Source organism: Sphingomonas sp. SP1 (assembly GCF_058313395.1).
Map to the genome: position 1 here is coordinate 616,251 of NZ_JBZFLC010000001.1, position 13,406 is coordinate 629,656.

A 13,406-nucleotide genomic window follows, 5' to 3' on the forward strand; every position below is an offset into this window, starting at 1 on the left:
ACCTGCGATAAGCAGGCCGAAATGAACCTGCCCGACCCCGTGCACTGGGCAATACCCGGCTTCGTGCTGCTGCTGGCGGCGGAGTGGCTGGTGGCGCGGTCGCGGCGGCAGGCCTATTTTCACGGCAAGGACACGCTGACCTCGCTGGGACTGGGTACCGGCAGCCTGGTCGCCGGAGCGCTGACCGGCGGTGCGGTCTTCGCGCTGGCAGGCTGGGTCTGGCAATGGCGGCTGGTCGATGTGCCCTGGACCTGGTGGGCGTTCGCGCTGTGCTTCGTGCTCGACGATCTGGCCTATTACCTGTTTCACCGTTCGGCCCACCGGGTGCGGTGGTTCTGGGCCAGCCACGTCATCCATCATTCGAGCCAGCATTATAATCTCAGCACCGCGCTGCGGCAGACCTGGACGGGCTTCTTCAGCCTGAACTTCCTGTTCCGGCTGCCCTTGTTCCTTATCGGCTTTCCGCCGACAATGGTGTTCTTTTGTGCGGGCCTGAACCTGATCTATCAGTTCTGGATCCACACGGAGGTGATCGGGCGCTGCCCGCGCTGGTTCGAGGCGGTGATGAACACGCCGTCGCACCACCGGGTCCATCATGCGGTCAACCCACGCTATCTCGATCGTAACTATGCCGGCGTATTCATTGTCTGGGACAAGCTGTTCGGGACGTATGAGCCGGAAGTGGACGAGGACCGGCCCCGCTATGGCATCATGAAGCAATTGGGCAGCTTCAACATCCTGTGGGCGGCGGTGCATGAGTGGGCCGGGATCGCGCAGGATATGTGGCGGGCGCCGGGATGGCGCAACAAGCTGCGCTACCTGTTGCGGGAGCCGGGCTGGAGCCATGACGAAAGCCGAGAGACCAGCGAGACGATCCGGGCGCGCTGGCGTCGGACCCAAGAGCCTGTCAAAGCGAGCGTCAATTCACAGGAGGCGACGAACGGTCATGTTCCGGCAGCTTGACGACAGAACGCTGGTTTCGGGCCAGATCGCGCCGGAGCAGTTGGCCGAAGCCAAGGCCCAGGGCGTCACCATCGTGGTCAACAATCGGCCGGATGGCGAAGACCCGGGACAGCCGACCAGCGACCAGATCGAAGCCGCCGCCCGCGAGGCCGGGCTGGAGTATCGCCATGTCCCGATCGCGCGCGGCATGGGACCGGCGCATATCGAGGCGATGCGGGAAGCGCTGGCGCTGACCGGTGAGGGCAAGCTCTTGGCCTACTGCCGGTCGGGCATGCGCTCCACCCTGGCCTGGGCGGTCGCGTGTCGCGAGGAGGGCGTGCCCCGGGACGAGCTGGAGCGGCGCGCGGGCGAGGCCGGGTTCAGCCTGGCGGCAGTAAGCCACCTTTTGTGAGAATGTCGGCCGCGTCGGCGCGGTCGTCGTCCAGCACCATCAGCCGCACGGGCATCAGGAAGCCGACGCCCAGATAGCTGTGCATCTCGGCATCGAACAGGACGGCATCGATCTGGTGGCTTTCCAGCGTCATGCGCGCGACATCGGCTTCGACCCGGGTGTTGAAGCGGGCAAGCTCGACCAGGCTCACGTCAGAAAGGAGACACGTCGCCCGCGGCAATCTCCTCGGGCCGCGGCTGCCGACCGAGCACGGCGTTGCGATGCGGAAAGCGGCCGAAGCGGGCGATCACGTCATGGTGCTTCTGCGCGAATTCCAGCTGATTGCCATAGTCGAGGTCGGTGAACAGCAGCAGCGACTGGCGCTGGTCGTCGAGGTCCTCGCTATGCTGGAACGGCATGTAGAGGACGCCGCGTTCGCGCGGCGAGAGCGCCTGATCCAGCTCCCGCGCGATCGCCCCCTTGGCAATCTGGAGGGCAAGCAGGTCGGTTCCGAACTGGTCGGCATGCCCGCGGAACATGTTGCGGGGGAACTGGTCGAACAGAACGACCGCGGCAAGGGCAGTGCGCGGGTCGCTCAGGAACGCGTTCGCCGGGAACTGCCGCTGTTCTTCGTACAATTCTTCGAACCGCTTACGGACCTCCGCGTCGAGGGCGTCATCCGCCTTGAACCATTGTTCGTCGGAGAGGCCGAACCAGAAATCGAGGACTTCATCCTGCCAGGCCATCAGGCCGTGCCGCCGACCGTCAAGCCATCGATCAGCAGCGTGGGCTGCCCGACTCCGGCGGGAACCGACTGCCCGCCCTTGCCGCAAACACCGACGCCCTCGTCCAGCGCCATGTCGTTGCCGATGCCCTTGACCCGGGTGAGCACGCTGGGACCGTCGCCGATCAGCGTCGCGCCCTTGATCGGCGCGCCCAATCTGCCGTTCTCGATCAGGTAAGCCTCGGTGCAGGAGAAAACGAACTTCCCGGAGGTGATATCCACCTGCCCGCCACCGAAGCTCTTGGCGTAGATACCCTGCTTGACCCGCCCGACCAGCTCGTCGGGATCGTCCTGCCCGCCGAGCATGAAGGTATTGGTCATGCGCGGCATGGGCGCGTGGGCGAAGCTTTCGCGACGGCCGTTGCCGGTCGGCTCGACGCCCATCAGCCGGGCGTTGTGGCGGTCCTGCATATAGCCCTTGAGGATGCCGTCCTCGATCAGAACTGTACGACCGGTCGGCGTGCCTTCGTCGTCGATGGACAGCGAGCCACGACGGTTCTCGATCGCGCCTTCGTCCACCACCGTGACCCCGGGGGCGGCGACCCGCTCGCCGATGCGCCCGGAAAAGGCGCTGGTGCCCTTGCGGTTGAAGTCGCCTTCCAGGCCGTGGCCGACGGCTTCGTGAAGCAGCACGCCTGGCCAGCCGGGTCCGCAGACCACCGTCATCTCGCCTGCGGGGGCAGCAACGCTCTCCAGATTGACCAAGGCCTGGGCCAGCGCCTTGTCGATGGCGCGACCCCAGACCGCTTCGTCGAACAGCCGGTCGTAAAGGTAGCGCCCGCCAAGCCCGTGCGAACCGGTCTCGCGCCGCTCGCCCGACTTGGCGACGATGCTGACGTTGAGGCGGACCAGCGGGCGCACGTCGGTGGCGACGAACCCGTCGGCGCGGACAATTTCGACCACCGACCAGCTGCCCTGCAGATGCACGCTGACCTGCGCCACCCGGGGGTCACGCGCGCGCGCCGCCGCATCGATCCGCTGGCACAGCGCGACCTTGTCCGCAAAGGGAATGAGGCTCAGCGGGTTGTCCGGACCATACATGGCGCGATTGGTCCGCGGAGGAGGCGCGGCCATCTTGCCCTTGGCGGGATCGAGCAATTGCAGCGTCTGGGCAGCCCGGTCGATCGCAGCCGTACTGATTTCATTGGCATGGGCGAAACCGGTCATCTCGCCGGACACGCCGCGCAGGCCGAAGCCGGTTTCAGTATGATAATCGGCGGTCTTCAGCCGGCCGTCGTCGAAGCCGAACATCTCCGCCGAGCGATACTGGAGATAGAGTTCGCCATCATCGCACCCCGCCAGGTGCCGGGCGACCAGCCGCTGGGCTTCCCCGGGGTCGAGAGTGTCGCGATAGATGAACCGGCGAGGATCGTGCAGAGTCACTCGGGCGTGTCGGCGGGGCCGCCCTCCAGCACGAAGCGGCGGTCGCAATAGCCGCATTCCACAAAGCCCTTCTCGTCGATCCGCAGGTAAACCCGCGGGTGGCCAAGTGAGGGTTCGATCTCACCACCCCCGTCGCAGGAGACAGCGGTGGTCTTCACCCGGAAGACCTCGGGCGGCGGAAGCGTTGAAGAAGGCTGGACATCCATGTCTCGCGAGGTAGCCCTTCGGCCCGCTCCCTTCAATAAGCGGGATGTGGCCGCTATGCCCCTCGGCCATGAGCGACGCGGCAATCCGGATCGAAGGCCTGGGAAAGACCTATGCAGGCGGCAAGCGGGCGCTCGACGGCGTCAGCCTGGAAGTGCCTCGGGGGCAGATCTTCGGACTGCTCGGGCCCAACGGCGCGGGAAAGTCCACGCTGATCAACATCCTTGCCGGGCTGGTGGTCAAAAGCGAAGGCCGGGCGGAAATCTGGGGCTTCGACATCGACGAGCACCCGCGCAACGCGAAGTTGTCGATCGGCATCGTGCCGCAGGAAATCCTGTTCGATCCCTTTTTCACGCCTAGGGAGGCGCTGGAGATCCAGGCCGGGCTGTACGGCGTGCCCAGGGCGGAACGGCGCACCGACCAGCTGCTCGCCGCCATGCGCCTGACCGACAAGGCGAATGCCTATGCCCGGACCCTGAGTGGCGGCATGAAGCGGCGGCTGCTGGTGGCCAAGGCAATGGTTCACTCGCCGCCCATTCTGGTGCTGGACGAGCCGACGGCGGGGGTGGACATCGAGCTTCGCCAGCAGCTGTGGAGCTACGTCAAGGAGCTGAACGGCGAGGGCGTGACCGTGGTGCTGACGACCCACTACCTCGAGGAAGCCGAACAGCTGTGCGACCGCATCGCCATCATCAATCACGGTCGGGTCGTTGCCAATGAGCCGACCCGCGAACTGGTCGGACGCGCGCAAGAAAAGAATGTCGTGGTCACGGTCGATCGTGACGTCATGGCGGCGCCTGACGCGCCCTGCTTCCAGCAGATCGCGGTGTCCGGCGAGCGGCAGCTGACGATCACGTATCGCAAGGACCAGGTGAATGCGGGTGAAGTGCTCGCGGCGCTGGGCCGTGACGGCTATGGAATCGTCGACGTGACCACGCGCGACCCGGACCTGGAGGATGTGTTCCTGCAGCTGGTGCGCGACAATGGTTGAAGTTCACCTAATTGCCGGAGGGACGGGCGCCGGCAAGACGACCTATGCCCGCAAACTCGCAGAAGAGATCGGCGCCGTACGATTTTCCATCGATGAATGGATGACGACCCTGTTCTGGATGGACAGTCCGGAACCGATCGAATTCGAATGGACGCTGGCTCGGATCGACCGGTGCGAGGCTCAGATCCGGGACGAGGTCGCCGCCTTGACCAGGATTGCAGTGCCGTCAGTTCTGGACCTCGGGTTCACCAAGGCCGACCATCGCCGCGCATTTGCCGGTTTTGTCGAAAAGCTGGGCGCTCGGGCGGTCCTTCACCACCTCGACATTCCAACCGATGTCCGCTGGGAACGTGTGAACGCTCGCAACCTTGAACGGGGCGACACTTATCGGATGCCAGTGGACCGCGGCATGTTCGACTTCATGGAAGGCGAATGGGAAGCGCCTGACGGCGATGAGCTTCAGGTCATGAACGGCCGGACGGTCTCTTGAGCACGCCGGCCTACGACGTTCTGATTGTCGGTTCGGGCGCGGCAGGCCTGACCGCGGCGCTGAACCTGGCGCCGCATCGCAAGGTGGCGGTGATCGCCAAGGGGGCGCTGGGCGAGGGGGCCACCGGCTGGGCGCAAGGCGGGATCGCTGCGGTGCTGGAGGAGGGTGACAGCTTCGAGGCGCATGTCGAGGACACGATGGTCGCCGGCGCCGGGCTCAACGATCGGGCGGTGGTCGAACATGTCGTGGGGGCGGCCCCGGCTGCCATCGCCCAGCTGATCGACCTTGGCGTGCCGTTCGCCCAAGAAGGGGGCGCGCTCCACCTGACGCGGGAGGGCGGCCACAGCCATCGGCGGATCGTCCATGTCGCCGATGCTACCGGCTGGGCCGTTCAACAGGCCCTGGAGAAGGCGGCGGCGGCGCAACCCAACATCACGCTGCTGCCCGACATGATGGCGCTGGACCTGGTGACCGGGCGCCATGCCGACCGGTTCAGCAGCGACGGCGCGGTGCGCGGGCTGTATGCCTACAATCGCAAGAACAAGCGGGTGGAAACCGTCACTGCCCGGGCGACGGTGCTGGCCACCGGTGGGGCCGGGCGCACCTATCTTTACTCTACTGCGCCGCGCGGCGCGACGGGTGACGGCATCGCGATGGCTTGGCGCGCCGGGTGCCGGGTGTCGAACATGGAGATGATGCAGTTCCACCCGACCTGTCTCTACAATCTCCAGGTCAAGAATTTCCTGATTACCGAGGCGGTGCGCGGGGAGGGTGGGCACTTAAAGCTCCCCACGACCGGCGAACGTTTCATGCCCCGCTTCGACGAACGCGCCGAGCTTGCACCGCGAGATGTGGTCGCTCGGGCGATCGATCATGAGATAAAGCGGCTGGGTCTCGATTTCGTCCACCTCGACATCAGTCACCGCGAACCCGAGTTCGTGAAGGGGCACTTCCCGAATATCTACGAGAAGCTGCTGGGCCTGGGGATCAACATCACCCGGGAACCGATCCCGGTCGTGCCCGCGCAGCATTACACCTGCGGCGGGGTGGTGGTGGACCTCGACGGCCGAACCGATGCGCCGGGCCTGTATGCCGCCGGCGAGGTGACGGAAAGCGGATTGCACGGGGCCAATCGGCTCGCCTCGAACTCGCTGCTCGAATGCCTGGTGTTCGGCCAGGCCGCGGCGCGGCACATCCTAGATCATTGGGACGTGCTCCCGGCCCCCGCCGCCATTCGTGACTGGGACGAAAGCCGGGTGACCAATTCCGATGAAGAAGTGGTGATCGCCCAGACCTGGGGCGAGATCCGCCGCTTCATGTGGAATTATGTCGGGATCGTCCGGACAACCAAACGGCTCCAACGGGCCAAGCGGCGGATCGACATGCTGCGCCAGGAAGTCACGGAATATTATGCCAACTTCCGGGTGACGCCCGACCTCATCGAACTGCGCAATCTGGTTGAAGTCGCGGACCTCATCATCCGCTCCGCGCTGCACCGCAAGGAAAGCCGCGGGCTGCACTATAACTTGGATTATCCGCGGCTGCTGGCCGAGCCCCGGGACACGGTTCTCGTCCCTTAGCGCGGGGGCCGCTGCTAGATCAGTCCAACGCTGGAAAAGATCAGCAACCATAGGCCGAGCGAGGCGCCGCCGATCACCGCGAGCCTGAGGCCAGGAGCGAGCTTCTGTTCGGCGATGGCCAGATTAGTGGCTGAACCCGCCGACACCGGGTCAACCGGTAGCGCATCGGCGAACGAAGCTTCCCACTGCGCCAGCAACTGCGGCGTTTCCCTGGCCGGCGAAGCCCGCAGCAGCAATGCGCTGACTGCTCCCTTGCTGAGCCGGCTGTCGAAGCGGCAACCGAACAGCCCGCCGCTCGACCAGACCACGGTTCCGCCAACCGTCCCGATCTCCGGCAGGTCGACCTGCAGATGATCGCCGATCATCAGCGGCTCCAGACTTTCGATCAGGAAACCGCCAGCCGACACGTCATGCAATAGCGCGGTCTGCTTGCCGGAGCCCTCGGCCGCCTGTCCATCGACCAGCAGCTTGAGCGTCCGCCGCTCCGACAAGCGAAGCTCCGGGTTCTCGGCAATGGGTGTCAACAATGCAGGCAACGGCATAAACTACGCTCCGGTCGCCCGATCTTCGTACGAAAAGGTTAAGAAACTTTAACGACCGAACGAAGACCGTTTTCCGACAGTGCCTCCTCGCCCTTTCCTCTCCGCCGCACCCTGCTAAACCCGCCCGTTCATGCCGACACAGAACCACCTCTACCTCGTCGACGGGTCCAGCTATATCTTCCGCGCCTATCACCGGTTGCCGCCGCTGACGAACCGGCATGGGCAGCCGGCCGGCGCCGTGTACGGCTATACCGCCATGCTGTGGAAGCTGGCGGACGGGCTCAACAAGTCGGACGGACCGACGCACATGGCGGTCATCCTGGACGCGTCCGAATCCACGCACCGCAACGAGATGTACGATCAGTATAAGGCCCACAGGCCGCCGCCGCCTGAGGACCTGGTGCCGCAGTTCCCGCTGATCAGGGTCGCAACCCGCGCCTTTTCGATCCCTTGCATCGAGCAGAACGGGCTGGAAGCGGACGACATCATTGCCTGTTATGTGACGGAAGCGCGCCGGGCCGGGTGGAAGGTCACGATCGTCAGTTCCGACAAGGACCTGATGCAGCTTGTCGATGGTGATGTGGACATGCTCGACACCATGAACGATCGCCGGATCGGCGAGGCGGAAGTGATCGAGAAGTTCGGCGTACCTCCCGGCAAGGTCGGCGATGTGCTGGCGTTGATGGGCGACAGTGTCGATAATGTGCCCGGCGTCCCCGGCATCGGGCCGAAGACCGCGACCCAGTTGATCCAGCAGTTCGGCGATCTCGACACGGTGCTGGCAAGCACCGATCAGATCACCAAGCCCAAACTCAAACAGTCGCTGATCGATCATGCCGATAACGCTCGCCTTTCTCGTGAGCTGGTGCGGCTGGTATGCGACGCCAATCTGCCCGAACCGCTGGACGCGCTGGCGCTGACCGGCATCCCCAAGGAACCGTTGAAGGCCTTTCTTGAGGAACAGGGGTTCAAGACGCTGCTCAACCGGATGGTCGGAGAGGGCGCCGGATCGCGCAGCTCCAGCGGTGGCGGGACGGTGATGTCGGCGACGGCCACGCTGACCGCCGCACCGCCGCCCTCCGAGCAGATCAGCGTCGACCGGTCCGGTTATGAAACGGTGGTGAGCGAGGACGCACTCGACCGCTGGATCGACGAGGCTCAGCGGCAGGGGTTCGTCGCGATCGATACGGAAACCGATTGCATCGACTGCGTAGTCGCCAAGCTGGCCGGGATCAGCCTGGCGACGCAGCCGAACCGGGCCTGCTACATCCCGGTGGGACACAGCGGCGTCGACATGTTCGCCGAGGCGCCGCAGCAGCTGCCGCTCGAACTGGTCATTTCCCGGATGAAGCCGCTGCTGGAAGACCCGGCCGTCCTCAAGATCGGCCACAATTTGAAATACGACGAAACGATCTTCTTCAAACATGGCGTGGCGGTCGCCCCGGTCGACGACACCATGTTGATGAGCTTTGCCCTGGACGCCGGCCGCGGGGTGGGCGGGCACGGCATGGACGAGCTTGCCAAGCAGCATTTCGAACATGAATGCCTGCCGTTCAAATCGGTCTGCGGCACGGGCAAGAGCCAGATCACCTTCGACAAGGTCCCGCTGCCGCAGGCGACCGAATATGCGGCGGAGGACGCGGACATCACGCTGCGCCTTTGGCACCGGCTGAAGCCACGGCTGGCAGCCGAGAACGTCACCCGCGTCTACGAACTGGTCGATCGCCCGCTGGTCCCGGTGATCGCCTGCATGGAACGGCATGGCGTCAAGGTCGACCGCGACTATCTGGCGCGGCTTTCGGGCGAGTTCTCGACCGAAATCGCAAGCCTTGAGGAGCGGGTGTTCGAAGCCGCAAGCGGACCGTTCCAGATCGGATCGACGCAGCAGCTTGGTCAGGTGCTTTACGATCGGCTGGGCTTGCCGGGCGGGCGCAAGGGCAAGAGCGGGGCTTATTCGACCGACCAGAATGAGCTGGAGCGGCTGGCGGGCGAAGGCGTGGACGTCGCCCGGCTGGTCCTGGAATGGCGCCAGCTGACCAAGCTCAAGAGCACCTACACCGACGCCCTGCAGGCACAGATCAATCCCGACAGCGGCCGGGTTCACACCAGCTTCGGGCTGGCCCAGGCGCAGACCGGGCGGCTGAGCTCGACCGATCCGAACCTGCAGAATATCCCCATCCGCACGGAGATCGGCCGCAAGATCCGCGACGCCTTCGTGGCGGAGCCCGGCCATGTTCTGATGAGCGCGGACTATAGCCAGATCGAACTTCGGCTGGCCGCGCACATGGCCGACGTACCGCAGCTAAAGGAAGCGTTCGCCGCCCGCGAGGACATCCACAACATGACGGCCGAGGAATTGTTCGGTCACGTCGATCGCGATACCCGCAACAAGGCGAAAACGGTCAACTTCGCAATCCTTTACGGCATCTCTTCCTGGGGCCTGGCGGGTCGGCTGGGCATTTCGAAGGAGGAGGGCAAGGGGATCATCGACCGCTACTTCGAGCGCTTCCCCGGAATCCGCGGCTATATCGACGGGACGCTGAGCTTCGTGCGCGAACATGGCTTCAGCCAGACCTTGTTCGGCCGGAAGACCCACTTTCCCAACATCCGTGCGTCAAACCCGAGCTTTCGCGCCGGGGCCGAGCGGGCGGCGATCAACGCCCCAATCCAGGGCACCAGCGCCGACATCATCAAGCGCGCGATGACCCGGATGAACGGAGCGCTCAGCCAGGCCGGTTTGCCCGACGTGCGAATGCTGTTGCAGGTTCACGACGAACTGGTGTTCGAAGTCCCCAACGGAAAAGAAGAAGAGGCCGCCGCAGTCGTCCGCAAGGTCATGGCGGAGGCCGCCGAGCCGCTGGTCAAGCTGACGGTACCGCTCGACGTGGAAGTCGGCTGGGGCGCGCACTGGGGCGAGGCGCATTGAGCGAGCCCGAAACGAAGGCAGCCCCGTCCGCCGACCTGGCAGCCTTGGCGCGAGGCGGCCGTATCAATTTCTTTGGGTTCGTCCTTCGCCTCGCGGCGCGCTTGCCGTTCCTGTTCATCGCCGGGCGGATGTACGGCGCCGAAGCGCTCGGCCGCTTCGCCTATGCCGTCCTCATCGTCGAGCTTGCCGCCCAACTTGCCACGCTGGGCCTGAAGCGCGGCCTGGCGCAGCAGTTGGCCCAGGGCGGCAAGCCCGACGTGTGCACCTGTTGGGACGCGCTACTGGTCGCGGCCGTCGGCTCGGCAATCGGAATGACGGTCCTGTTCGTCTTTCCGCAGGCGATGTTCCCAAATTCCGAGATTCACGGTCTCGAATGGTTGCTGCCGGTGGCGGTGATCGCGCTGGCCTGGTCAGACGTCATGCTGGCCGCGCTCGCGTATCGCCACGACGTCGGCGCGACGGTCCGCGCGCGAGCCATCGTTGAACCGTGGACGATCAGCATCGCGGCCTTTGCCTTCGCCTTCATATCCAAGCGCGACGGGTTGATCCTGGCCTATGCGCTGTCGATGGTCGGAGCGCTGGTCGCTTCGGCGATCCCGTTCTTCCGGACCTATGGCATGGCCCACGGCTGGCGGCCCGAGCCGGCCACATCGTGGCAGATGGCCCGCCGCTATCTGCCGGTTGCTGCGGCCGACATGGTGGAATGGGGCAGCCGCCGGTTGGACATCGCGATCCTTGGCCTGTTCGCGTCGCCCGCGCTGGTCGGGATCTATTACGTCGCCCAGAACGTCGCGTCTTTGCCGTCCAAGCTGAAGACCAGCTTCGACCCGATCCTGGGCCCGGTCATCGCCGGCAACCTGGAAAAGGGGGATCGCAAGGCGGTGGCCCGTCAGGTCCGGCAGGTCGGTTTCTGGGTCATCGCAGCGCAAGCCGCGGTGGCGCTGGCGCTTGGAATTCCGGGTGAGGGCGTGATGGGCCTGGTCGGCCCGGCGTTCGTAGCCGGGACCGCGGCGTTGGCCTTTCTGCTGGCCGCGGAAGTGGTCGCGGCGACGGCGACCACCAGCGAAGCGGCGCTGATCTATATCGCGCGGCACCGCAACATGGTGCTGTCGCTGCTGATGATCGGCCTGCAGGCAGTGCTGACGGTGGCCCTCATCCTGGGAATGCGCCGGCTCGAATGGCCCGAGACCTGGCAGGCGACCGCGCCTGCGATCGCCCTGATGCTTGCGCTGGGCGTAGCGGCCGTGACCAAGGCCCGGCTGCTGTCACGATTGCTCGGTGCGCCGGTCAGCGGCTGGCGGTGGCCGATCGTCTGGGCCACGGCGGCCGCTGCGCTAGTCGGGCAGCTGGCGACCTGGCTTCCGGAGTGGATCGAGCTGCTGCTTGGCATCCCGGCGATCCTGGCAGCGTTTGGAGTCGTGATCTGGCGCAAGGGTTTCGGCCCTGAGGACCGCGAATTATTTCGTATGCGCAAGGCCGATATCGCCGAATTGCAGGCGAACCTGCCGGCGCCGGGGACGACGTCGGAGCCGGCGCGCTAGGCCGAGGGATCGGCGCGGAGCTTGTTTAGTGACGGAAGTGGCGCATTCCGGTGAAGATCATCGCGAGGCCTGCTTCGTCGGCGGCGGCGATCACCTCGTCATCACGGATCGACCCACCCGGCTGGATCACGGCCGTCGCCCCGGCCTCCACGGCAGCCATCAGCCCGTCGGCGAATGGGAAGAAGGCATCACTCGCCACCGCCGAGCCGACGGTGCGCGGCTCGGCCCAGCCGTGCGTTTCAGCCGCTTCGATCGCCTTGGCGGCTGCGATACGCGCGGAATCGCGGCGGTTCATCTGGCCGGCCCCGATTCCGGCGGTGGCGCCGTCCCGGGCATAGACGATGGCGTTGGATTTGACGTGCTTGGCGACCGTCCAGGCAAAGCGGCAGTCCGCCACTTCCTCGGCCGTCGGTTGGCGGCGGGTGACCACCTTCAATTCGCTGCCCAGGACCACGCCGTTGTCCCGACTTTGGACCAGCATCCCGCCGGCGATGCTCTTGAGCATCAGGCCCGGGCGCCGTGCGTCGGGCAGCTCGCCGGTCAGCAACAGGCGCAAGTTCTTCTTTGCCGCGAAGGCGGCGATCGCCTCCTCGTCGGCGGCGGGCGCGATCACAACCTCGGTAAAGATGTCGGTGATCGCCCGGGCGGTCGCTCCGTCGAGCCCACGATTGAGGGCCACGATGCCGCCGAACGCCGAAACCGAATCACACTGCAGCGCGGCTGTGTAGGCACCGAGCAAGGAGTCGTCTGAGGCGACTCCGCACGGGTTGGCGTGTTTGACGATCACGCAAGCCGGCGGACCGTCACGAAATTCGGCGACCAGTTCGAGGGCGGCGTCGGCGTCGTTGAGGTTGTTGTAGCTCAATTCCTTGCCCTGCACCTGGCGGGCCCGGGCCACGCCACCGGCCGACGACGCTTGCGGCAGGTACAGTGCGGCCGACTGGTGCGGGTTTTCTCCATAGCGCAGCGCCGGTCCCTTGCGCAGGGCGAGCGGCAGCACGTCGGGCAATTGCTCCCGCTGGTCGGCGAAAGCGAACCAGCTGGCGATGGCGCTGTCGTAGGCCTGGGTGAGCGCAAAGGCCTTGGCCGCCAATCGACGGCGCAGCGCAAGCGACGTCATGCCGCCATGTTCATTGAGCTCGGCCAAGAGCGCCGGATAATCGACCGGGTCCGTGAGGATGGCGACATGAGCATGGTTCTTGGCGGCGGAGCGAACCATCGACGGCCCGCCGATGTCGATGTTCTCGATCACCTCGTCACGAGCCGCGCCGCGGGCCACGGTCTGCTCGAAGGGGTAAAGGTTGACGACGACGAGGTCGATCGGCGCGATATCGTGTTGCTCGGCCGCGGCCTGGTGCTCCGGATTGTCCCGCACCGCGAGCAGGCCGCCGTGGACCTTGGGGTGAAGCGTTTTCACCCGGCCGTCCATCATCTCGGGAAAGCCGGTCAGTTCGCTGACGTCGCGCACCCGGTGCCCGAGTTCGCGCAGCCGGAGGGCCGTGCCCCCGGTGGACACCAACTCGACGCCCTTTGCCGCAAGCCCCGCGGCCAGTTCCTCGATGCCGGCTTTGTCCGACAGGGACAGGAGGGCCCGGCGGACGGGCGCGAGATCGGTCATGGGTGCTCCTTGGC

General features: G+C 65.6%; 13 protein-coding genes. 7 read left to right on the forward strand and 6 right to left on the reverse strand.

What is annotated here, in order from left to right; all coding sequences use genetic code 11:
• Positions 1-21: 21 nt before the first annotated feature.
• Positions 22-963 (forward strand): sterol desaturase family protein, encoded by a 942-nt coding sequence (locus AC4GYS_RS03230; protein WP_491107667.1) that lies wholly within the window; start codon positions 22-24, stop codon positions 961-963.
• Positions 947-1,354, forward strand: coding sequence for a protein tyrosine phosphatase family protein (locus AC4GYS_RS03235; RefSeq protein WP_491107668.1), 408 nt, complete (start codon positions 947-949; stop codon positions 1,352-1,354). The genes AC4GYS_RS03230 and AC4GYS_RS03235 overlap by 17 nt, the downstream gene beginning before the upstream one ends.
• On the opposite strand, the gene AC4GYS_RS03240 is transcribed toward AC4GYS_RS03235, so the two are convergent.
• From AC4GYS_RS03240 to AC4GYS_RS03255, 4 genes are read right to left on the reverse strand one after another with little or no spacing between them, the layout of a single operon-like run.
• Positions 1,323-1,544, reverse strand: a complete 222-nt coding sequence (locus AC4GYS_RS03240; protein WP_491107669.1) for a putative signal transducing protein — start codon at positions 1,542-1,544, stop codon at positions 1,323-1,325. The genes AC4GYS_RS03235 and AC4GYS_RS03240 overlap by 32 nt on opposite strands.
• 1 nt (position 1,545) lies before the next feature.
• Positions 1,546-2,079: a DUF924 family protein gene (locus AC4GYS_RS03245; protein ID WP_491107670.1), complete on the reverse strand. Its 534-nt coding sequence runs from the start codon at positions 2,077-2,079 to the stop codon at positions 1,546-1,548.
• Positions 2,079-3,500, reverse strand: a complete 1,422-nt coding sequence (gene tldD, locus AC4GYS_RS03250; protein WP_491107671.1) for a metalloprotease TldD — start codon at positions 3,498-3,500, stop codon at positions 2,079-2,081. The genes AC4GYS_RS03245 and tldD overlap by 1 nt, the downstream gene beginning before the upstream one ends.
• A complete protein-coding gene (locus tag AC4GYS_RS03255; protein ID WP_491107672.1) occupies positions 3,497-3,706 on the reverse strand; it encodes a zinc-finger domain-containing protein in 210 nt (69 codons plus the stop codon). Before AC4GYS_RS03255 ends, tldD begins: the two co-directional genes overlap by 4 nt.
• A 68-nt stretch (positions 3,707-3,774) precedes the next feature.
• Between AC4GYS_RS03255 and AC4GYS_RS03260 the strand changes: the two genes are divergently transcribed.
• The 3 genes from AC4GYS_RS03260 to nadB are packed head-to-tail and all read left to right on the forward strand — an operon-like array spanning position 3,775 to position 6,765.
• Positions 3,775-4,695: an ABC transporter ATP-binding protein gene (locus AC4GYS_RS03260; RefSeq protein ID WP_491107673.1), complete on the forward strand. Its 921-nt coding sequence runs from the start codon at positions 3,775-3,777 to the stop codon at positions 4,693-4,695.
• A complete protein-coding gene (locus AC4GYS_RS03265) occupies positions 4,688-5,185 on the forward strand; it encodes a P-loop nucleotide/nucleoside kinase family protein (RefSeq protein ID WP_491107674.1) in 498 nt (165 codons plus the stop codon). Before AC4GYS_RS03260 ends, AC4GYS_RS03265 begins: the two co-directional genes overlap by 8 nt.
• Positions 5,182-6,765 (forward strand): L-aspartate oxidase, encoded by a 1,584-nt coding sequence (nadB, locus tag AC4GYS_RS03270; RefSeq protein WP_491107675.1) that lies wholly within the window; start codon positions 5,182-5,184, stop codon positions 6,763-6,765. Before AC4GYS_RS03265 ends, nadB begins: the two co-directional genes overlap by 4 nt.
• Positions 6,766-6,779: 14 nt before the next feature.
• Here the strand turns inward: nadB and AC4GYS_RS03275 are convergent, their stop codons facing one another.
• Positions 6,780-7,307, reverse strand: a complete 528-nt coding sequence (locus tag AC4GYS_RS03275) for a PilZ domain-containing protein (protein ID WP_491107676.1) — start codon at positions 7,305-7,307, stop codon at positions 6,780-6,782.
• 130 nt (positions 7,308-7,437) lie between these two features.
• On the opposite strand from AC4GYS_RS03275, the gene polA reads away from it, so the two are divergent.
• The gene (polA, locus tag AC4GYS_RS03280) at positions 7,438-10,233 is read left to right on the forward strand and encodes a DNA polymerase I (protein WP_491107677.1); all 2,796 of its coding nucleotides are present in this window, start codon (positions 7,438-7,440) and stop codon (positions 10,231-10,233) included.
• Positions 10,230-11,774, forward strand: coding sequence for a lipopolysaccharide biosynthesis protein (locus AC4GYS_RS03285; protein WP_491107678.1), 1,545 nt, complete (start codon positions 10,230-10,232; stop codon positions 11,772-11,774). Before polA ends, AC4GYS_RS03285 begins: the two co-directional genes overlap by 4 nt.
• A 25-nt stretch (positions 11,775-11,799) precedes the next feature.
• Here AC4GYS_RS03285 and purH read toward each other — a convergent pair whose 3' ends face one another.
• On the reverse strand, positions 11,800-13,392 hold the full coding sequence (gene purH, locus AC4GYS_RS03290; RefSeq protein WP_491107679.1) for a bifunctional phosphoribosylaminoimidazolecarboxamide formyltransferase/IMP cyclohydrolase: 1,593 nt from the start codon (positions 13,390-13,392) through the stop codon (positions 11,800-11,802).
• Positions 13,393-13,406 lie beyond the last annotated feature (14 nt).

Bases quoted from the DNA above. Each gene is read 5' to 3' on its own strand.
- AC4GYS_RS03255 (WP_491107672.1), bottom strand. From the start codon at position 3,706: ATGGATGTCCAGCCTTCTTCAACGCTTCCGCCGCCCGAGGTCTTCCGG.
- AC4GYS_RS03260 (WP_491107673.1), top strand. From the start codon at position 3,775: ATGAGCGACGCGGCAATCCGGATCGAAGGCCTGGGAAAGACCTATGCA.
- AC4GYS_RS03265 (WP_491107674.1), top strand. From the start codon at position 4,688: ATGGTTGAAGTTCACCTAATTGCCGGAGGGACGGGCGCCGGCAAGACG.
- polA (WP_491107677.1), top strand. From the start codon at position 7,438: ATGCCGACACAGAACCACCTCTACCTCGTCGACGGGTCCAGCTATATC.
- AC4GYS_RS03245 (WP_491107670.1), bottom strand. From the start codon at position 2,079: ATGGCCTGGCAGGATGAAGTCCTCGATTTCTGGTTCGGCCTCTCCGAC.
- AC4GYS_RS03235 (WP_491107668.1), top strand. From the start codon at position 947: ATGTTCCGGCAGCTTGACGACAGAACGCTGGTTTCGGGCCAGATCGCG.
- purH (WP_491107679.1), bottom strand. From the start codon at position 13,392: ATGACCGATCTCGCGCCCGTCCGCCGGGCCCTCCTGTCCCTGTCGGAC.
- AC4GYS_RS03230 (WP_491107667.1), top strand. From the start codon at position 22: ATGAACCTGCCCGACCCCGTGCACTGGGCAATACCCGGCTTCGTGCTG.
- AC4GYS_RS03275 (WP_491107676.1), bottom strand. From the start codon at position 7,307: ATGCCGTTGCCTGCATTGTTGACACCCATTGCCGAGAACCCGGAGCTT.